Origin of the sequence: Moritella sp. 36, assembly GCF_018219415.1 — a bacterium.
Lineage (GTDB): Bacteria > Pseudomonadota > Gammaproteobacteria > Enterobacterales > Moritellaceae > Moritella.
The window spans coordinates 4,015,431-4,035,852 of sequence record NZ_CP056120.1 but is presented as its reverse complement, the minus strand read 5'-3'; the positions used below and the strand labels follow the sequence as shown (position 1 = coordinate 4,035,852).

General features: G+C 36.2%; 21 protein-coding genes and 1 pseudogene. 13 read left to right on the top strand and 9 right to left on the bottom strand.

The features are described from left to right. The first annotated feature begins 2 nt into the window (after positions 1–2). The gene (locus HWV03_RS17840) at positions 3–347 is read left to right on the top strand and encodes a hypothetical protein (RefSeq protein WP_211677093.1); all 345 of its coding nucleotides are present in this window, start codon (positions 3–5) and stop codon (positions 345–347) included. Between the two features lie 5 nt (positions 348–352). Here the strand turns inward: HWV03_RS17840 and HWV03_RS17835 are convergent, their stop codons facing one another. After that, positions 353–904 (bottom strand): GGDEF domain-containing protein, encoded by a 552-nt coding sequence (locus tag HWV03_RS17835; protein ID WP_211677092.1) that lies wholly within the window; start codon positions 902–904, stop codon positions 353–355. 142 nt (positions 905–1,046) lie between these two features. On the opposite strand from HWV03_RS17835, the gene HWV03_RS17830 reads away from it, so the two are divergent. Next, positions 1,047–2,144, top strand: a complete 1,098-nt coding sequence (locus HWV03_RS17830) for an RNA-guided endonuclease TnpB family protein (protein ID WP_211676069.1) — start codon at positions 1,047–1,049, stop codon at positions 2,142–2,144. A gap of 60 nt (positions 2,145–2,204) precedes the next feature. On the opposite strand, the gene HWV03_RS17825 is transcribed toward HWV03_RS17830, so the two are convergent. Continuing rightward, positions 2,205–3,035: a Tll0287-like domain-containing protein gene (locus HWV03_RS17825; RefSeq protein WP_211677091.1), complete on the bottom strand. Its 831-nt coding sequence runs from the start codon at positions 3,033–3,035 to the stop codon at positions 2,205–2,207. A gap of 985 nt (positions 3,036–4,020) precedes the next feature. Here HWV03_RS17825 and HWV03_RS17820 point away from each other — a divergent pair. The 4 genes from HWV03_RS17820 to HWV03_RS17805 all read left to right on the top strand — a co-directional run bounded on the left by HWV03_RS17820 (position 4,021) and on the right by HWV03_RS17805 (position 7,773). Next, positions 4,021–4,581 (top strand): hypothetical protein, encoded by a 561-nt coding sequence (locus HWV03_RS17820; RefSeq protein ID WP_211677090.1) that lies wholly within the window; start codon positions 4,021–4,023, stop codon positions 4,579–4,581. A 333-nt stretch (positions 4,582–4,914) separates the two neighbouring features. Further along, the gene (locus tag HWV03_RS22700; protein WP_342357603.1) at positions 4,915–6,021 is read left to right on the top strand and encodes a phosphatase PAP2 family protein; all 1,107 of its coding nucleotides are present in this window, start codon (positions 4,915–4,917) and stop codon (positions 6,019–6,021) included. Between the two features lie 623 nt (positions 6,022–6,644). Next, the gene (locus HWV03_RS17810; protein WP_211672827.1) at positions 6,645–7,331 is read left to right on the top strand and encodes a hypothetical protein; all 687 of its coding nucleotides are present in this window, start codon (positions 6,645–6,647) and stop codon (positions 7,329–7,331) included. Positions 7,332–7,398: 67 nt separating this feature from the next. Beyond that, positions 7,399–7,773, top strand: coding sequence for a hypothetical protein (locus HWV03_RS17805; RefSeq protein ID WP_211677088.1), 375 nt, complete (start codon positions 7,399–7,401; stop codon positions 7,771–7,773). Between the two features lie 163 nt (positions 7,774–7,936). On the opposite strand, the gene cfa is transcribed toward HWV03_RS17805, so the two are convergent. Both cfa and HWV03_RS22640 read right to left on the bottom strand, forming a co-directional pair. Further along, positions 7,937–9,085 (bottom strand): cyclopropane fatty acyl phospholipid synthase, encoded by a 1,149-nt coding sequence (gene cfa, locus HWV03_RS17800; protein WP_211677087.1) that lies wholly within the window; start codon positions 9,083–9,085, stop codon positions 7,937–7,939. A 143-nt stretch (positions 9,086–9,228) separates the two neighbouring features. Next, positions 9,229–9,484, bottom strand: a pseudogene (locus tag HWV03_RS22640) (IS5/IS1182 family transposase); the annotation flags it as partial. A 482-nt stretch (positions 9,485–9,966) separates the two neighbouring features. On the opposite strand from HWV03_RS22640, the gene HWV03_RS17795 reads away from it, so the two are divergent. Next, a complete protein-coding gene (locus HWV03_RS17795) occupies positions 9,967–10,830 on the top strand; it encodes an AraC family transcriptional regulator (protein ID WP_211677086.1) in 864 nt (287 codons plus the stop codon). A gap of 249 nt (positions 10,831–11,079) precedes the next feature. Next, positions 11,080–11,700: a hypothetical protein gene (locus HWV03_RS17790; RefSeq protein WP_211677085.1), complete on the top strand. Its 621-nt coding sequence runs from the start codon at positions 11,080–11,082 to the stop codon at positions 11,698–11,700. A gap of 68 nt (positions 11,701–11,768) precedes the next feature. On the opposite strand, the gene HWV03_RS17785 is transcribed toward HWV03_RS17790, so the two are convergent. Beyond that, the gene (locus HWV03_RS17785) at positions 11,769–12,164 is read right to left on the bottom strand and encodes a hypothetical protein (RefSeq protein WP_211677084.1); all 396 of its coding nucleotides are present in this window, start codon (positions 12,162–12,164) and stop codon (positions 11,769–11,771) included. A 528-nt stretch (positions 12,165–12,692) separates the two neighbouring features. Between HWV03_RS17785 and sbnA the strand changes: the two genes are divergently transcribed. After that, entirely contained in the window at positions 12,693–13,661 is a 969-nt protein-coding gene (gene sbnA, locus HWV03_RS17780) for a 2,3-diaminopropionate biosynthesis protein SbnA (RefSeq protein WP_211677083.1), read from the top strand. Between the two features lie 29 nt (positions 13,662–13,690). Further along, positions 13,691–14,710 carry a 2,3-diaminopropionate biosynthesis protein SbnB gene (sbnB, locus tag HWV03_RS17775; RefSeq protein ID WP_211677082.1) on the top strand — a complete coding sequence of 340 codons (1,020 nt, stop codon included), beginning with the start codon at positions 13,691–13,693 and terminating at the stop codon, positions 14,708–14,710. 149 nt (positions 14,711–14,859) lie between these two features. Here the strand turns inward: sbnB and HWV03_RS17770 are convergent, their stop codons facing one another. Further along, positions 14,860–15,255: a hypothetical protein gene (locus tag HWV03_RS17770; protein WP_211677081.1), complete on the bottom strand. Its 396-nt coding sequence runs from the start codon at positions 15,253–15,255 to the stop codon at positions 14,860–14,862. Positions 15,256–15,537: 282 nt separating this feature from the next. After that, positions 15,538–15,939, bottom strand: a complete 402-nt coding sequence (locus HWV03_RS17765; RefSeq protein WP_211672819.1) for a hypothetical protein — start codon at positions 15,937–15,939, stop codon at positions 15,538–15,540. 297 nt (positions 15,940–16,236) lie between these two features. On the opposite strand from HWV03_RS17765, the gene HWV03_RS17760 reads away from it, so the two are divergent. From HWV03_RS17760 to HWV03_RS17750, 3 genes are all read left to right on the top strand, one after another. Continuing rightward, complete coding sequence (locus HWV03_RS17760; protein ID WP_211677080.1) at positions 16,237–16,515, top strand: hypothetical protein; 279 nt, start codon at positions 16,237–16,239, stop codon at positions 16,513–16,515. A 132-nt stretch (positions 16,516–16,647) separates the two neighbouring features. Further along, positions 16,648–17,745: an RNA-guided endonuclease TnpB family protein gene (locus HWV03_RS17755; protein WP_211677079.1), complete on the top strand. Its 1,098-nt coding sequence runs from the start codon at positions 16,648–16,650 to the stop codon at positions 17,743–17,745. A 527-nt stretch (positions 17,746–18,272) separates the two neighbouring features. Then, positions 18,273–18,833: a hypothetical protein gene (locus HWV03_RS17750; RefSeq protein WP_211677078.1), complete on the top strand. Its 561-nt coding sequence runs from the start codon at positions 18,273–18,275 to the stop codon at positions 18,831–18,833. A gap of 395 nt (positions 18,834–19,228) precedes the next feature. Here the strand turns inward: HWV03_RS17750 and HWV03_RS17745 are convergent, their stop codons facing one another. Continuing rightward, entirely contained in the window at positions 19,229–19,624 is a 396-nt protein-coding gene (locus tag HWV03_RS17745; protein ID WP_211672815.1) for a hypothetical protein, read from the bottom strand. A 251-nt stretch (positions 19,625–19,875) separates the two neighbouring features. Beyond that, positions 19,876–20,034, bottom strand: a complete 159-nt coding sequence (locus HWV03_RS17740; protein ID WP_211672814.1) for a DUF4223 family protein — start codon at positions 20,032–20,034, stop codon at positions 19,876–19,878. Between the last annotated feature and the right edge of the window lie 388 nt (positions 20,035–20,422).

Below are 20,422 nucleotides of genomic sequence, written 5' to 3'. Positions count from 1 at the left end.
GCATGTTTATTACAGATGAGTATTTGGCTTTTGGAGACGGCACTATATCTAAGGGCAGGGGAGTTGCTAGCGCTACGCTTATCTCGAATACTTCTGCAATCTCAACTGGTGTGACAAAAACAAAGAGTAAGCATGTTACATCAACACTCTATTTTAATTCGTTAGATAGCATGGAACTCTTTCATAAAAGAGACTGGTATATAATTCAGTTACGTAACGATGAAAATCATATAGTAAAACGTTTTTATACCCGAAGCAGGAAGAAAGCAGACAGATTTATTGATGCGATGAATTTTTATATATCCACAGCAAAGGACTTTGGGTGTAGTGAATTTCATACTTTCTGAAATACCTAATTTATATTGTAATGCTTGTGTACCCATCTATCTCTACCTAATTTTTTTGCTTCATAAAGTGCGTTATCTGCGACCTTAATTATATCTTTAATAGTCGCACCATCAAACTTAGTAATGAGTGTAGAGCCCATGCTGCAAGTTATTTTTATATCGTTATGCTGTGGGATATTAATATCTTTGACGCACTTGAGTACGCGTTTAGCTATCACATCTAATTCTAGCATTGAGGTATTGGTTAAAATTATGGCGAATTCCTCTCCACCAATACGCGCATGGAAGTCGTCATCTTTACGTAATGCAGAGGAAACCGCATTGACCACTGCAATTAAACATTCATCTCCGACATCGTGACCATATTTGTCATTTATTTTTTTAAAGTAATCAAGATCATAAATAATGACTGAGAATGGAGTTTGTTGCTGAATTATTTTATCGCAAAATTCAACATACGAACGATGATTGGCAATGAGTGTAAGTGAGTCAGTATGTGCAATTTCATTTAATACAGTGGTTCTTTCTTTTACTTTATCACCTTTGACGAAAAACACTGTCCTTTAGGGCGGTGATGTAAGTCATTATTGCGTAGCAATAAGCACTTTGTTTTGTTATTAATATTGACATATTTTCACATAGAGTCTACGTTTAGAACTTAGTGCTGTATATAAATACAGTTATGTAAGGTGCTGAAAATTGAAACTTATTGCGTATAAATACAGGTTCTACCCAAACAATGAGCAGGTAACAATACTTGCTCATACATTTGGTTGTGTTCGTTTCGCTTACAATTCAGCGCTTGGCTTCTCTAAAGCGCAATACGAATTGGGTAATAAAACCAATTATAACGATTGGAGTAAAAACCTCACTCAACTAAAAAAGAATCCCGATTTTATATGGCTGAAAGATGTTTCTAGCGTGCCATTGCAACAATCACTAAAGCATCTCGATAAAGGCTTTAAGTCATTTTTTAAATCAGGTTTTGGTTACCCTAAGTTTAAACATAAACACGGTAATCAATCTGCTAGCTATATGAGTAACGGCTTCAAATGGAGCGCGGACAAGCAATCGTTAACACTCGCCAAGATGAAGCAAGCATTAAAGATTAAATGGTCACGTACATTTACTGGCACACCCAGTTCATTAACGGTATCGAAGACAAAATCAGGTAAATATTTTGTATCAATGCTTGTAAAAGAAGATGTTAAGCAGCTACCAGTCGTGAACAAGACCGTCGGTGTTGATGTCGGTATTAAAGACTTAGCGATTTGTTCGGATGGAACAAAGTTCAATAACCCACGATTAACCAATAAATACGCGAAGAAACTCGCCAAGGCATCACGCAAATTAGCCAAAAAGAAGAAAGGCTCTAATAACTTCAATAAACAAAAATTGGCCCTTGCTAAGATTCACGAAAAGATAGCCAATTGCCGTAAAGACTTTACCCATAAAATGACGTCGACACTTATAAACGAAAACCAAGTGATAGGCATCGAGTCGTTGAAGGTCAAAAATATGGTTAAGAACCGTAAGCTATCTAAACATATCCACGATGCTAATTTCGGTGAAATAGTAAGACAATTAGAATATAAAGCGGATTGGTACGGGCGTAAAGTATCAGCTATTAGCCAGTGGTTTCCGTCAAGTAAAATGTGCAATGAGTGCGGGTTGCTGCATTCTGGCAAGTGGTCTTTAAAGATTAGAAATTGGACTTGCAAGTGCGGAGCAGTACACGACAGGGACGAAAATGCGGCTATCAATATCCACAGAGAAGGGTTAAGGCTAGCCGCTTAAGTCATTTGTGGCGGTAGGTAGTACCGACACGTTAAACGCTTTGTAAGAGGTTTTGGAAGACTAACGCAATTTAATATTGCAATGCTTAAGCCGTTGACGACAAGAATCCCCTTCCTTCCCCGACTTGTCGGGCGCGAAGCGAGGTAGGGGAGCTTCAAGCTCTAGTTCTTGAGACAAGCTCAGCGCTCTTTTAAGCGTTATAAATATACATGACAAACTAATTATTGAGAAAGAAATAAATATCACATAAGAGTATCTCATTGTTCCAGATAGATCTTTTTCATCAATATTTAAGGGGATGGCAATGTCAATTGCACCACGTACATCGCCTACTCGCCAATCTTTTTTAGGACTATCAGGATGATTATTATGGCAGGTTACACAACTTTTCGTCATAAAAATCGCTTCAGCATAGCGTGATACTTGTATTCCATTAAGCTCTTCGATTCGCTCAAATGTTGGGGATGATGTAGTTAATTGTGAAAGAGCATCATGTTGAAAACTGTCTTGTGGTCCACCTATATTCTCTCTATTTTTAAACGGATATTGACTGTAGGTGAGCAACATAAATCCTGCTGAGGAACGAGTAACAGCTTCACCTAATTCAATAGCAAATGTAGTAGGGTTGGGAAGTGATAGTGGTTTCCCATGATATAAAGCTTCGACAGTAATATCTGGATGCAAATCTAGTGGTGTTGTATGAGCACTATATGAAATTCTAGCTTGGTTGATTGTAGTAGCTAACACTTCAGCAGTGCGGCTTGCTAATGTTGTGGCTACAGAGTGTTGGAAATTTTGGAGCATAAAAAACGAAATTAAAGAAAGTAACATAAAGATAAAACTGAAAACCGCGGCAGTTTTAATTTGAGTTGTTTTAATTTTATTAATCATAGGTTTCAGTGTTACTTTGTCGAAAGTTGAATTTTATTATGGAATCTATCTTCTAGGTTTAAATATCCGTATGAAGGTACCATATAAGTTATGATTTAAACTAATGGTTTATTGGTATTTACTTCGAAGTAAAACCCTGATTGGTTGAAGCTATCTCCTATGTTAGGAGATTCTGGAAATGTGAACAGGTGGTTTACCTATTTACCTCATTTAGGGCGGCTGGCATCTGTTTAGGAAAACTTTTCATTCAGAGCATAAATTATTAAAACACCCCCCTTTATCTTTAGCCATATTATCCATTCAATTTCGAAATTTACCATGAGACTTTTAATACTGATTTTACCCTTGTTTCTTTTTGGCTGTACGGCGACATAGCTTCAACATACGCCAAAGCCTGCTGAGAGCAAGGTGCTAGCGACTAAACCCTTGATTGGAAATATGAGAATGAAATTAGGGTTATTTGCCAAGCAACCTCGCCTGAAAAGTGGCGGATTTTTGCAATATCCGCCTAAAGCCATTAAAAGAATAACAATCGTAGGAAAAGTGTCATAAAAACAAAGGGAAGCATTAAAGATGATTTTAGAAATCTTTTCGTATCCTGTTGCATTGAAAGAAGCATTGAGAGTTGCTGGAGAGTTTAACATTAAGTTATTTGATTATTTTTAGATTCGAGGAAAGGGTTTCTAGATCCCGAACACGCCACCTTACATAAAGGTGATTATGCGCAGTTGTGAAATATGCAACACCTTGTTTTGTTTGCATTTTAGGTGTTTGATGGTCACCAGCTACACGCCTGATATTATTTTTGGCGGGTGCTGGTTCGGGGGCGAATCTTACGCTACAAGCACCGCAAATGTAAATGAGTGTGTAGAGATGTATATAGATGTAAGTAAATAAAGCTCAAATGTAAACAAGTATAAATAACATGTCTTTAAGTGTGTATTGTGTGAGAGGCTGTGCGGACTATATTAAAGAGGATATAAAAATGAAAAAACAAATACTTTTGGGACTAACGTCTCTTGCTATTTCAGCACCTTCTTTTGCATGGATGGATCTATCGTTTAATGCAGATATTTTCGGTTACCAACGAGGCGATCCGCGATTTTCACTTCAATGTACTAATGCAAACTATTCAGCTAAGTGTACGAACCCTATTCCAACCACTTCATCTACAGGGCTCATTACATATAACCCACTTGATGGTCGCACTTACTCAAAGTTCATCATCTGGAATACGGAGAACAATGAGAGACTTGACGTTAGTCTGAAGGATACAGGAAAAGATTGTAAGATAGGCGTTACAGGAGATCTTCTGGACAAATCTGGGTGGGTCTGGCTGATGGATATTCAAGGCGTGGAGGAGAGTATAGACTATTGCCTCGTTAAACATGATAGGCTATCAAGGGCTCCGATACTTTATTTGACTGTTGATGTAGAAAAAGATGTTAAAACTAAAAAAGACATTGCAGTTCTTACTGTATATGGCGAAGAGTATTCCAAAGCAATAAATAAACAGAAAATTAAGCTGCCTGATTTTGAACTATAAGAACTCTTAGTCCGGATAAGACTGACTGAACCAAATATTAAAGATGCTCATAGGGTATCTTTAATAGATTCTTTCTTATCCTCAAGATTAACTTCATCTTTATCTTTGAACATGGGCCGCCTGCGGCGGCCCATTTTTTGATCTTAATATTCCCGCCATTAATCATAAAGTGACTCGCCAACAAATAAACTCCTAACGATAAATAGCCGTTCATCACATAGGAGGAAGCATGAGTATTCTTTTGGTTATGCGAAGTTTTCTTGATTATTCAACACTTTAATTCAAGGTGTGTTACAGTTCCCAGCTAAATTACCTAAATGTTATCAGTGTGATATGTTACTAAATACCAAGTTAATACAAATTGTCCGCGATGAATCTTTATCTGTATATAAGGAGGCTATAAAGGATCGATCAATATATTTATTGATATTAGTTATGGTGCTATCAATATCAATATTTACTTTTTATTATGATTATACTAATCAATTACGTTTTTTTTCTTACTTTCATGCACTGGGATTTATCATACCAATTTCAACATTACTCTATGTAATTTTTTACTATTTTAAGCGACTAATCAATAGAGAGCCCCAACCCATTAAGTGCTTTAATAACCCACTAGCACTAGTCTATGCGTCTCGAACTAAATTGCTCTCATCTTTCTTACTCCTTACAGCAATTAGTCTATTTATGTCATGCTTTTCGACGATGAAAAACATGATACCTATCGTCAATATGTTTAAGTATGACGTGCTATTTCAAGAGCTAGATAGATGGTTTTTTTTAGGACACGACCCTGCTCTATTTATTCATAGATTAATCGAAAGTCCTTACGGGATTTTTATCATGGATCTCTGTTACAACCTTTGGTTTTTCATTATGTGGACTGTGATATGCTATTTTTTACTCGCATCTAACTCTGTCGTTAGAACCCGTTTTCTTATTAGTACGATACTGTGTTGGTCAATCATCGGTATCGTAATCGCCATGTTATTATCGTCTGCTGGACCTGCATTTGTCCCACGATTAAATCCTGAAAATCATGCCTATGACTTACTAATACAAACATTAGAAAACAAGCATAACTGGTTAATAGAACAAGGATGGCCTGGATTATCTAGTCTTTCTATGCAAAATAATTTATGGGATGCGTATGCAAATAATAAAGACATGTTAGGTAGTGGTATCTCAGCGATGCCAAGTATGCATGTTTCTGTTGCTGTACTTATGGCTCTGGCAATCTCTAGTGTGAATCAAAAACTGGGATATGCACTGTGGGTATTTGCTTTTATTATCTTTATCGGATCTTTTGCCCTTGGATGGCATTATTTTGTAGATGGAATTGTCAGTGCTTTACTGACTCTATGTATTTGGCGTATATCCTCTTATGTCAGTGAAACTGATAGGCAGGTTATCTGTACAACTCGAATTTCTGAATAAATAAGCCACAACTGTAGTGGATTAGTTAAATTGGCCTCCTAATTAGGAGGCTTTTTAGGTCTCCGTTAGAAATGTCATATTACCCATTTAATTTCGATATTTACCATGAGACTTTTAATACTTATTTCCCTTGCTATAAAATTAAAATATAATAAAATCAGTTCCATACCTGTCCTGTTATACCTATGTTATGAGTCACTTGGTACGGAAACTATGAGCACTCCGATAATTATAATCACTATACTCTGTTGCCTGGCTGTATACGCGGGGATTTTCATCACTTACCATGTAGTTAAGTCTGATTTTTTTGATAAGAAACAGAAAGTTATTTTAATAAGTGTGGCATGGTTATTACCAATTATTGGCGCTGGTTTAATTTTTAGTTTATTAGCTGAAGATAAGCCGATTAAGAAAAGATCTAGTTTTCATTTATTAGATTATATTTTTTTAACTGCAGTTCTTACGCAGAACTCTAATAGTTTTGATAGTGGTTCTCCTGCGAACTATGATCAAAGCAGTAGTTGCGATTCAGACATATAGTAAGTCAATTTAAGCGGGACCTGAACCTCAGCTCTTTCTTTGTGGCCAAATTAATTGCGTTATTACAAAAGGCTTAAAGACTTATGTTTAAAAAGTTATATTTGTTATGCTTTGTTTTCTCTATTCAATACGGTCAAGCGGCAAGTTCCACCTATATAGACTTCTATGTTAGCAATGACATCCCTAAGAATCTTGTCGAATCAAAAATAACCAACTCAATTGCAGACTCAAACTTAGTGCTAAGTAACTCGTCTCTCCCATTAACTCGAAAGCAGGGCCATATTTATTTTTCTTCATCGTTGGCTGATGTGAATTATGATCGACTTGATTTAGTTATGATTCAATTGATGATTGAGGATTACAATCTGTACAAAAAACTAATTGATGGTAGTAGATTGTCAGTGTTATTAATGAAATCACCGACCTCTACAAAGAGTCTTTGCGGATCGACTGTATCTATTTCTTTTCCAAATATTGCGATTATTGATCTGAATTGTGACTCTCTAACTTTAGAACATGAACTAGGCCATTTATACGGTGCTCAGCATGAAACCGTATACGAAGAAGATTTAATTCCCTATGCCTATGCTGCTGTATGCGGAAGATATATAACGATCATGTCTTCTGTGACATCGTCGGTGAAAAATAAACAAATTATAAAAGCATATTCATTCCCTGAATTAAAGGTGTATGGCGATCAGTGTGGTAGTCATAGCACAAACAATAGAAAGGTTATGTTGGATAATATTGAAAAATTTCAATTCTATTAAAGTCTTGGAACCCCTTAATAAATGCCATAATATAGTTTATGAATAAATTAACATAGTAAGCTAGGCAATGAACGATACACACTTTTTAAACGTCGATCTGGATGTCGAATCAAAGCAGGATATTACCCCGATAGTCGAGTTTTGGGGAGATGAAATATCAGTGTTTCGACTTGAAGAAGTCGACGGTACTTGGTTCGGAGCCTTCGAAACGCTAGAGAGTACTGAAGATGACATCATTGAAAAATACCATCAGCTAATAACAGGTTTACCATCTGATCTAAGGACCATTTGGGACTCTGCCATAAAACGTGTCTTTGATTTTGGCTATGATGGTGGTTCAACACCAAGGGCCTTTCAGTCCACGTTGAGTCAAGATTCGGTTTCAAAACTCGCTGACGTTGGTGGGCGAATTACAGTGACTATCTACGCGCCAGAGGAATAGTCGGGCGCAAACCATGCTATCTGGAAGTTAAAATCCAGATGCAAGTAAACTAGTTTCTGCTACTTTTCTTGGACCACTCTTTGCTATAGTCCATGAATATTCGCTATGCTTTTAACAAAACTGACTGCACCTTGAACCTAAGTTGCAGACTTCATTAATATAATTATGATGCTCGACGTGTTAATGGAATTTCAGTGCCCAATTTTGTCAACATAATTTGCCATACATTGAGATCTCGACAACGGAATGCACCAGCACAACTTAGAAGGTAATATTTCCACATTAGATAAAATTTTTCACTGTAATTACTTGCAATATTTGTCCAATTTTTTTCAAAGTTTTCATACCAAGCCATTAATGTTTTATCATAATCTGGACCAATATTATGCACACACTCAATGTTTAATTTGTTCTCGATAGCGCCTGATATTTGAGTCATCGAAGGAATAACACCATTAGGGAAAATATATTTTTGGATCCAAGGATCACTTTCATTAATTGTTCTCGAAACTGAACCACCTATAGTATGGCAAAGGAAAATGGCATCATCTTTCATAAACCTTTTTGCACATTCAAAATATTCATTGTAATTTTTAGGTCCAACGTGCTCTAACATCCCAATAGATACTACACGGTCATAGGTTTCAGTGGGTTGGTAATCACGATAGTCTTGTAAAACAAAAGTAACATCTAGCCCTTGAGCATTAACTCTATCTTGACCTAACTTTTTTTGTTCTTTAGATAAGGTTAAACCATCACAAATAACACCGTAGTGTTCAGCTGCATATATCATAAAACTGCCCCAACCACAGCCGATATCTAGTACTCGCATACCTTTTTTTAGGTCTAGTTTTCGACATACCAAGTCTAATTTAGCTTCTTGTGCCTCGTCGATATTACTTGAATCCTCCCAATAAGCGCAAGTGTAAGTCATTCTTTTATCTAACATATTCTCAAACAGATCATTGCCTGTATCATAGTGAGATGAGACATCTTTTTTTGAACGTTCAATCGTTTGAGGGTTAAAAAACTTACGTAATTTATTTTTACCTACTTCAACTCCAATACGAAGCTTTAATAAGCCATCTAGTTTTGACTCTATATCCGTACGTAAAATTTTACTAATTAACTCTGATATATCATCACATTTCCATTTCCCGTCCATGTAACCTTCACCGAAAGCGATAGAACCTTCAGTTAGTATATTAGTATAAAGCTCTTCATCATGAACTTGGATATCCCATGGACGATTACCATCGATCTGAATATCAGCTTTTAATAAAATTGATTGGAATAAATCTTTATTAGACATAAAACTCTCTTGAATTGAATAAGAAATTAAATAGATATAATTTAAGACTCTAAAAAAGGGGGGCGATATTAATCGTCCAGCCTAAGCGTATAAATTATATTAATTCGGGGACCTTTCCAGTTAGGAGCTGTTGAACTTTAAAAATGTATTTTACTTGTATTACCGCCACGGCGTAATCCGATACTTTGATTACATTTAGATGCCGCGCCAGCACTGTGCTGATGAGCTTTGATATAGCTCCCATCAATGAACTACCACTCACAATCGCTGTTTTTAGAAAGTGTTCTAAATCATCGTAACAGAATGCCTTCCAATGTTTGACGATGTTCAGGTTTCTCATAGACACGCTCTTCAAGCAATATAGATTTTCAGTTTCGACCAGTGTTCATCCGTGAGCATTAATTAGGGCATAGTAAAACTTAATGACAGACCGAGAAAGAAACTTGATTACAAAACCCCTGCTCAATTAATGGCTGAGCATATAGTAGCGATAACTGTTTAGCGGTAATGTACTTCGAAGTTGAATCTGCCGATTTAAACGTGATCTGAGTTTTCGAGTTGGGTTTCACCCCCGTTTCGAATGAAGGTAGTGTGCGCTTGTTATTAGTCGTTATCAATAAACTTGTTGTTTTTTTTTAATTATGAGTATTTTGTGAGCTTACGAGAGCATAATTTGACATGACAATACTGTTGTAATCCCGGCTGATATGCCCAGCTGTCGCTTGATTATCAATATACTGTAATATTTACCTTCAGCTAGCACTCTTCATACTATAAATTAAAACTTGCGAAATGAAGGTATAGCAATTTCAATCAGGCATTGGTTTATGTTCACATATATCATGACCTCGATTTCTTAATTGGGAAGCAGAAGGTAGATAATGCGTGTAGATAAATACCATGAAGAGCGGATTAAAAGAGTTTGTGATTACATTAATAATCACTTAGATGAAGATATGTCGTTGGAAACATTGAGCAACGTTGCAATATGTTCTAAATATCATTTTCATCGCATCTTTAAGTCCTTCATGGGGTTTAGCACTATTCAGTTTGTGCTGCTTGCTAGAATGAAGCGAGCCTCTTTTAGATTGGCATTCGAATCAGAGAAAAGTATTATTGATATTGCCTACGAAGCAAATTTCGAAAGTCCAGAAGCATTCTCGCGTGCGTTTAAAAGAATATTCAAGCAATCACCTTCCCAATTTAGGCACAATCCAGAGTGGCAGTCGTGGCACTCTAAATATGAATTTAGACCACCAATAGTTGGAGAGATCGTTGTGGACATAAAGGTTATTAATTTTGAAGAAAAGAAAGTTGCGCAGATAGAGCATAGAGGCGACCCTAAATTAGTTTTTGATACAGTAGCAAAATTTATTGCTTGGAGAAAAGAAACTAGTTTATCTCCGGTTAAAAAGAGTGACACTTTTGGTATTCCATACAGCGATCCGAATGACACACCAAGTGCCGAATTTCGGTTTGATATTTGCGGTACGCATAAGGGGGAAGTTCCAGATAATCAATATGGTGTAAAAGCGGGCGTGATCCCGAGTGGCCGCTGTGCAGTTGCTCAACATAAAGGTAGTCATGATAAAATCAGTGATACTGTTTATTATTTGTATCAAAAATGGTTACCAGATAGTGGTGAAGCGCTGCGTGATTTTCCTTGTTTCTTCCACTACTTGAATTTTGTCCATGAAGTGGATGAGTGTGAATTGGTAACAGATATTTACTTACCTATTAAATAGGTTTCGCATTTGGTCATTATTAAAACCCCTAATGAAGTGACCCATTAAGTTAGGCATTTTAGTTAATCAGGTGCTGCACACCGTAGATATCTGCTTGTTTACTTTAAAAATCACTTATTTACAATGGTTTACGATGCTTTGCAGTACTAGGCTTGTCACTAATTCTGTCTTCAACTAGTATGCTTTTCAGGTAAGACCAGTGGTATTCGGCTGGTCTTTTTTGTAAAGATGATAGGTTCGTTGGTGGGTATGATATCAATATATGAAACGGGTAAAATGCGGGTCGAAATTGGCGATGAGGAAGTAGTAAAAACTTTTAAAATTAGACCAAGTTACAAAAAACGTTATAGTCGCGAAAAATTCGCGCTGCTTAGATTAAAAGGTCTATCTGGATTTCCTGAAATAATTAAATATAAAGACGATGATACCACTCTAACAATGACACGCTTGCTTGGTGAAAATAAGGAACAACTTTCTGATGAAGCACTGCAACATTTGTGCTTACTGGTTGATAGAATGTTATGTGCAGGTGTAGCTCGTCACTCTCTACCAGAGCGCGATTTACTTATTAAAGATGATAAGGTTTCTATCGTTGATTTTGAACGCGTGACACTTCGTGGTTCGACTTGGTCACCAATATGGTTTTTTTCTAAAAAAGTAACACGCTTCCATCTACTCCGGTTAATTTCGCGACATAACCCAGCGCTATTATCTGAAGAAGAGAAAAATAAGTTGGCCTATTTTTCAAATGTACGTGAAAAGTTACAAGTTCTAAAAAGACTCCGTACAAAAGGACGTAAAGTTTGGCGTCCAAAAACAAAACCTGGCGTTTATACGAACAAATTTGAAAGTACAAAGGCGAAAAAATAACTTATCAGTGCGCGTTTAGCCTCCAGTCAGGAGGCTCATTTCAATTAACAACGACAGTTAAAATATTATTATGCTTCAGCAGTTACTTTAGCTTTAGTCACTTTTTTTGGTGCCGTGTTTAGTTCGCTAATAAGCACTGTCAGTTGATCAATTTTGTTTTCTAATTCACTTAGTTTTGAATCTTGAGCACCCGTAAAACGGCTAGTGATACTTTGCAATTTAGTTTCAACTGGCTCTGAGGTGGTTTTTTTAGTAAATATTGTAGACGTTTGTTCTTTCAGCTTCGATTCAACTGGCGCACCGCGCTCAACAAGAGATTCAAAAATTTGCGTTGCTTTATCTGATGATTTTGATGCTTCGTCAATGATCGTGCCATAAACACCAAAACCAGCAGTGACAGATTTTTTTGCAGTGTCTTTTGCGATAGTTAAGATAGTTTTTGCTTGGTCAAGTAAGTTACTCATGATAATCACTCCTAGTAAAATAATATAGATTAAGGTTGTTCCAACAGAGTGAATCATATTGATTTTATTTAGAAATATAATTCCATCGAAAACAAATAAACGACTAATGGTAGATAGCCGTTCATCACATAGGAGGAAACATGAGTAAAAATATTATTATTTGTTTAAATCGCTAAGTTTGGCCTCCTATATTGGAAGCCTTTTAGATCTATAAATATTTTAGGCTTTACTACCAATTAATGAATATATTAAAAGTTATATAATTCAAATTGAAATACCATCAAACCCCCACCCCCCTTAGTAAGTACCTATTTATGGTGGATCACTCTAATTGTACACGTATCGACAAGTTAAAACTTCACTCTGAAGGTTGGGGTTGGGGGATTCAAAAGTCGTAATTGTTTGATTTAAAAAGGAAATAAATATAGCATTCTGCAGTCTTATTTATCTTATTGTAGTTAATCTCCCTGACTTACATGGGAGGTTGAGTAAGTTACAACAAATAAAAATAGTAATGGAGTACTAACCATGATTGTAACATCTCCAATGGAGTTATTATTAACGGATTTATTTTTAAAAATAAACATAACAAACGATGTCTGCGCAAATGTAAAACTGGAAGGGTTATCCGCAACAGGCTCAATTAAAATAAAATCTGCAATTTCGATGATATCTCAGCTGGAAGAAGAAGGGACCCTAAAACCAGGAATGGACATTATTGAAAGCTCTTCAGGAAACCTAGGTATAGCATTAGCCATGATCTGCGCAACCAAAGGGTATAACTTTACCTGTGTTAGTGATCCTAATATTTCACCCCAAACAGCCAGAATAATTAAGGCATACGGGGCTCGTCTCATCATTGTAAAAGATAAAGATTCAAACGGTGGTTATCTTTCAACTCGTATAGCCCTGATCCGTAGCCTAATCCAGTCTAAGCCTAACTTAACTTGGATAAACCAATATGAAAATATAGCTAATATTAATGCTCATTATTCAATGACTGGTCCAGAGATTTTACGAGAGTTTCCAGACCTTGATTATATATTCATTGGTGCTGGCACAACGGGAACTTTAGGAGGTGTTTCCATCTATTTGAAAGAACACTCACCAAAAACAAAAATAATTGCTGTAGATAGTGTCGGATCAGTAACTTTTAATACCCCATCAGGAAAAAGGTTTATTCCAGGTTTAGGATCTAGTTGTCGTCCTCCACTGAGTAAGAACTCTGTTTATGACGAACTAATTTTAATCCCAGAAACTGACACCATTAAAATGTGTAGCATGCTCGCTAAGAAAGGAATATTACTAGGCGGTTCTTCAGGCACTGTTCTTTCTGCGGTTCATAAATTTGCCGATAATATTCCAAAAGGCGCAACTGTGGTTGCGATCTCTCCAGACATGGGAGATCGGTATGTTGATACCATTTATAATCAAGAGTGGGTATCTTCTAAATTTCCAGTATTAAATAATCAGGCTGACTTAATCCAGGCAATCTAATTTACAAATAAAATAGAAGGAGTAATTTAATGGAAAATACATCGATTCCTAAATTCAAAGTTGTTGGTTCAAAATATATTTCACAATGGCTTAATGAAAACCCTAAGTCAGTGATTGAAGCTGCAGAATCAGCCTATTTAATGCATGCAGATTCTAAAACAGTGAGTCCAGATAGCTATTTTTTACGCTTTCCTGATAATACTCGAGACAGAATTATAGCTTTACCAGCATCACTCGAAGCGGAACAACCAATTACCGGAATAAAATGGATTTCCAGCTTTCCTGATAATATTAACAAACAGTTGAATAGAGCATCTGCTGTTATTATCGTCAACGATAGAAATACCGGCTATCCAGTTGCTTGCTTAGAAGGTAGCTTAATCAGCGCAGCTCGTACTGCTGCATCTGCTGTTATTGGCGCTAAATACCTCCACAGTACACCAGGAAAGATAAAACGATTAGGAGTGGTAGGTTGTGGACCCATCTCCTTTAGTACTGTAGATCTTCTAGTCGGTTCAGGTTGGGAAATTGAGGAAATGTATGTTGCAGATCTATCTAAAGATAGATCATCTATATTTCGCAATAAATGTAAAAAGTCACTCGTAAGTAACTCCAAAAGTGCAACACTTGAGGAAACAATTACAACGTCAGACTTAATTTTAATAGCAACATCCGCGACTGTCCCATACATACTTTCTCCTGAATGGTTTAAACATGCACCTACTGTTCTTCACATGTCACTACGTGACCTTGCACCTGAAATAATACTGAGTGGACAAAATGTGGCAGATGATATTGAACACAGTTTGAAGTCTCAAACTTCTACACATTTAGCGAGTCAACAAGTTGGGCACAGTGATTTTATGGCAGGTGGTATTGCCGAAGTGATCAGAAATAAAGTAACTCCAGATCTGACGCGTACACGTATTTATTCTCCTTTTGGTATGGGGATTTTAGATTTAGCTGTAGCTCAAAAGATTCTTAATACTGCTGATAAATCAGATGTCACCGAGCACTCTGACTTCTTTCCTGAGGCTTACACAAACTAAATGGGTTAAGTCACGCGATGGGAAAATTTTATCTTTAGCTGGAGGGAAGTAGGTTACCTTGAAGTTGTAGAGTGTGGTAGTTCATTGAAACTAGCCTCCAATTCAAATCAGGAGGCTCATTTTAATTAACGACGATAGTTAAAATATTATTATGCTTCAGCAGTTACTTTAGCTTTCGTCACTTTCTTTGGTGCCGTGTTTAGTTCGCTAATAAGCACAGTCAGTTGGTCAATTTTACTTTCTAATTCACTTAGTTTTGAATCTTGAGCACCCGTAAAACGGCCAGTGATACTTTGCAATTTAGTTTTAACTGGCTCTGAGGTGGTTTTTTTAGTAAATATTGCAGACGTTTGTTCTTTCAGCTTCGACTCAACTGGCGCACCGCGTTCAACAAGAGACTCAAAAATTTGCGTTGCTTTATCTGATGATTTTGATGCTTCATCAAGGATAGTGCCATAAACACCAAAACCAGCAGTGACCGACGTTTTTGCAGTGTCTTTTGCGATAGTTAAGATAGTTTTTGCCTGGTCAAGTAAGTTACTCATGATAATCACTCCTGGTTAAATAATATAGATTAAGGTTTGTTCCAACAGAGTGAATCATATTGTTTTTATTTAGAAATATAATTCCATCGCAAACAAATAAACGCCTAATTATAACGGGGATGGAATTCGCGGCGCTTATGTTCGTCGTTTCCTCTTCGATAGTTGGCTACATAGATATTATTTTCACCGATCTCAGTAATTTAATCACCAAGGTGATTTCCAAGATCAAAAAAGCCTCCAATTAGGAGGCTCATTTCATTAACTACGACAGTTAACGTATTATTATGCTTCAGCTTCAGCTGTTACTTTAGCTTTAGTCACTTTTTTTGGTGCGGTGTTTAGTTCGCTAATAATCACAGTCAGTTGGTCAATTTTACTTTCCAATTCACTTAGTGTTGAACCTTGAACACCCGTAAAACGGCTAGTGATACTTTGCACTTTAGATTCAACAGATCCTAACGTGATTTTTTTAGAAAAAATTGCAGAGGTTTGTTCTTTTAGCTTCGGCTCAACTTGCGCGCCGCGCTCAACAAGAGATTCAAAAAGTTGTGTTGCTTTATCTGACGATTTTGATGCTTGATCAAGGATAGTGCCGTAAACACCAAAACCAGCAGTGACAGATTTTTTTGCTGTATCTTTTGCGACAGTGTAGATAGTTTGTGCTTGGTTAAGTAAGTTACTCATGATTATCACTCCTGGTTAAATAATTTAGATTAAGGTTTGTTCCAACGAAGTTAATCATATTGTTTTTATTTAGAAATATAATTCCATAGCAAATAAAAATTCCAACCAAATAATCCTAACGGTTTAATGGGTCCTCAAATATCAGGTTTTGAATACAGCTATCCTGCTAAGAACTTATATTTGAAATGTGGTTTCAAAGTCATTGGTGAAATGTCTGTGATCTTCATATCAAGGGCTTGAAATTTAAAGTGTTAACCCGCATATTTTATTTGAACCGTAAATTATAAGGAACGTAAAATGGCTTCATATCGGTTAACGTTTACATATAAAAAGATAGAATATAATGAACCTTTGGATAAGGTTAAGCTTGCTCAAATAGGCTGTGACTCAGATAAGGAATTAGATGTTGATTCTAAGAGAACTATCGCTGATATTTACAATAAAATTATACTTCCAATGATTGGTAACCCTATCGGTGGCATTAATATCACTCGTTATCAGAGTGAGAAACTAGAATCATTTGGTTTTGAAGGAAATATACTTTTATCACCTTTGACGAAAAACACTGTCCTTTAGGGCGGTGATGTAAGTCATTATTGCGTAGCAATAAGCACTTTTTTTTGTTACTAATATTGACATATTTGCACATAGAGTCTAAGTTTAGAACTTAGTGCTGTGTATATATACAGTCATGTAAGGTGCTGAAAATTGAAACTTATTGCGTATAAATACAGGTTCTACCCAAACAATGAGCAGGTAACAATACTTGCTCATACATTTGGTTGTGTTCGTTTCGCTTACAATTCAGCGCTTGGCTTCTCTAAAGCGCAATACGAATTGGGTAATAAAACCAATTATAACGATTGGAGTAAAAACCTCACTCAGCTTAAAAAAAATCCCAACTTTTCATGGTTGAAAGCTGTTTCTAGCGTGCCATTGCAACAATCACTAAAGCATCTCGATAAAGGCTTTAAGTCATTTTTTAAATCAGGTTTTGGTTATCCTAAGTTTAAACATAAACACGGTAATCAATCTGCTAGCTATATGAGTAACGGCTTCAAATGGAGCGCGGACAAGCAATTACTAATACTCGCCAAAATGAAGCAAGCATTAAAGATTAAATGGTCACGGCCGTTTACTGGTACACCCAGCTCATTAACGGTATCAAAGACAACATCAGGTAAATATTTTGTATCAATGCTTGTAAAAGAAGATGTTAAGCAGCTACCAGTCGTGAATAAGACCGTCGGTGTTGATGTCGGTATTAAAGACTTAGCGATTTGTTCGGACGGAACAAAGTTCAATAATCCACGATTAACCAATAAATACGCGAAAAAACTCGCCAAGGCATCACGCAGATTAGCCAAAATGAAAAAAGGCTCTAACAACTTCAATAAACAAAAATTGACCCTTGCTAAGATTCACGAAAAGATAGCAAATTGCCGTAAAGACTTTACCCATAAAATGACGACGACACTTATAAACGAAAACCAAGTGATAGGGATCGAGTCATTGAAAGTCAAAAATATGGTTAAGAACCGTAAGCTATCTAAACATATCCACGATGCTAATTTCGGTGAAATAGTAAGGCAATTAGAATATAAAGCGGATTGGTACGGGCGTAAAGTATCAGCTATTAGCCAGTGGTTCCCATCGTCAAAGATGTGTAATGAATGTGGCTCGCTGTATTCAGGTGAGTGGTCATTAGCGATAAGAAACTGGTCTTGTTCGTGTGGTGCAGCTCATGACAGAGATCATAACGCTGCTATCAATATTCACAATGAAGGGTTGAGGATAACAGCTTAAATAATTTGTGGCGGTAGGTAGTACCGACACATTAAATGCTTGTAAGAGGTTTTAGAAGTCTAAAGTGATTTAATATCACAATGCTTAAACCGTTGACGACAAGAATCACCTTGCTTTAGCTGGGTGAGCTTCAATTACGCATGACATTCGTGATGAGGCGAAACTGATTAGTCTCATACTAAATAGTGCTGCTGAAGTAGAAGTGTATGCTAGTGAATTCAATTTCTTCTCCGTTCCTCATTAATTCTCTATTACTTTTTGGTTATTTGTGCACTGAGTCATAGTTCGTAAAGGGATATTGCCATTTCTCTTGTAGAGGGCTAAAAAACCAATATTATCAATTGGATATGGAATCTTGTGATTAATTAACAGGATTTTAAACATAAATAACAGGACTGCACACTTTTTCAGAATTAGCTTTAATGTCAGGTTGGTATCTTGTATTTAGTTAGTTGCTATTGACTAGGGTGAACAGGTTTGGGGAGTCGGGATGTCCTGTTATACAAAGTGAGGCACAAGGAAGAGTTATGAAAGCTGCGGATATATCCGAATCATATGTTAAGACATTTTGTTCCGAAATCAGCGGAACGCAACCAATTTTAGTTCCTTGTAAACCTCAATATCAAGAACGTGAAAATGAGTGCTTCCAATTAGTCCAAGATAAAATTGATGAATTTGGTGGAACATTGGTTACCGGTTGGGTTATTTGGGAGAAAGTGGGTGTATTTATAGAGGCTGAGTTTCATGCGATTTGGTTGGGTCCTGATGGTAAATACATTGATCTTAATGCCCGTGATATGTTTTCAAACCTGAAGGAAATACTGTTTATTCCCGATAACGAAACTAAGTACGAGAATAGACAAATTAACAATATCCGTAAGCCTCTTATAGATGACCCAATGGTTAAGAAGTTTTTACATCTGAATACGAAACGTTTCGAATTTATGAATCGAGGGGAGCGTGCCTACCAACATGGTGAAATTGAACTCTCGACACGGGAAAAGAAAGAATATAGTAAATTAATTAAAGAACTTATAAAGCTGCAACAAAAAATCGACAATAAGTATGAGGCAGCTGTTGCCCAATAAAATATTAAAGTTTTATTAAATGTGTGACTTTCTCTTAATCGATTTTAATGTCGGTGGTATCTTATCTTACTTATTTTATTTTTCATCTCATGGAGTTATTGTGATCATTCGATCTTACGCAAAATTTTCAAAGCAGAATTCATTTCTACATAAATTGCATATCATATCGTTATTAATCATTACCTTATTTTCGGTCTATGAAGTATTAGAATTAGCTCACATAATTTTTTCTTTAGGATTTATTTTTATTATACCTTCGTTAGTACTCTTATCTAAATCATCAACATATAAGAGAAAGTATTTAAATTAAAACTTTCGGCTGTGGTTAATATTGAGATCAAAAAAGCCTCCAATCAGGAGGCTCATTTCAATTAACCACGACAGTTAAAGTGTCATTATGCTTCAGCAGTTGCTGGTGCTTTAATGACTTTTACAGGTGTCGTTTTTAGCTCGCTAACCAGCGTAGTCAGTTGGTCAATTTTGACTTCTACTTCACTCAATTTTGAACCTTGAACACCAGTCAAACGGCTAGTGATACTTTGCGCTTTAGATTCAACTGATCCTAACGTGATTTTTTTAGCAAAGATTGCAGACGTTTGCTCTTTTAGTTTAGGCTCTACTTGCGCACCGCGCTCAACAAGAGATTCAAAAAGTTGCGTTGCTTTATCTGATGATTTTGATGCTTGATCAAGGATAGTGCCATAAACACCAAAACCAGCAGTGACAGATGTTTTTGCAGTGTCTTTTGCGACAGTGTAGATAGTTTTTGCTTGGTTAAGTAAGTTACTCATGATTATCACTCCTGGTTAAATAATTTCGATTAAGGTTTGTTCCAACGAAGTTAATCATATTGTTTTTATTTAGAAATATAATTCCATAGCAAATAAATAAACTCATCATGACATTATATCTTAATAGGGATATTGGATGGCCGTTAGCTAGGTGCTAAGAGTAATTACTGGTGGGAGTTAGTTCGCTCGCATTCACATAGCGAACTAACATATTACATAGTATGCGTTATGACTTTATAGTCTTAACAGTCTTAAGATTCACAAGCGCCAATCATTGTCGGGATAGAAAGTGCTGGAACAAGAAGGTAATCAGCTGAACAATCTTTTTCTTTGTTATAGGTAGTACCAGTACAACCAGAAAGAGCCATGAAAGTAAGGGCGATGCCAGCTAGTTTTAAAACATTTTTCATAATAAATCCTTTTTATATAATAAAAGTAAAACTCAGCACAAATATACCTTAATAATCAGTAAACTAAAAGTGAATCAAAGGTGAATTTAAAGTTGGTAAAAGGTAAGTGCAAGGTAAATTAAAGGTAGGTAGCTGTCAGTGTTTGAATGTTGGTAGTTTAACTGACTTGAAATGATGTTTTTGGGGACGTTAGTTCACTAGTACTCACGTAGCGATCCGAACTATATACCAAGTGCCGCGTTTCGGTTTGATATTTGTGGTACGCATAACGGTGAAGTCCCTGATAAATGAGTGATGCAGTGTTATTTGTTTATTTTTTAGTTCTGTCACACTTTGTAACAAAATAGTGTTTTTTCATTTGATTAGTTATTATTGACTAGGGTTATCA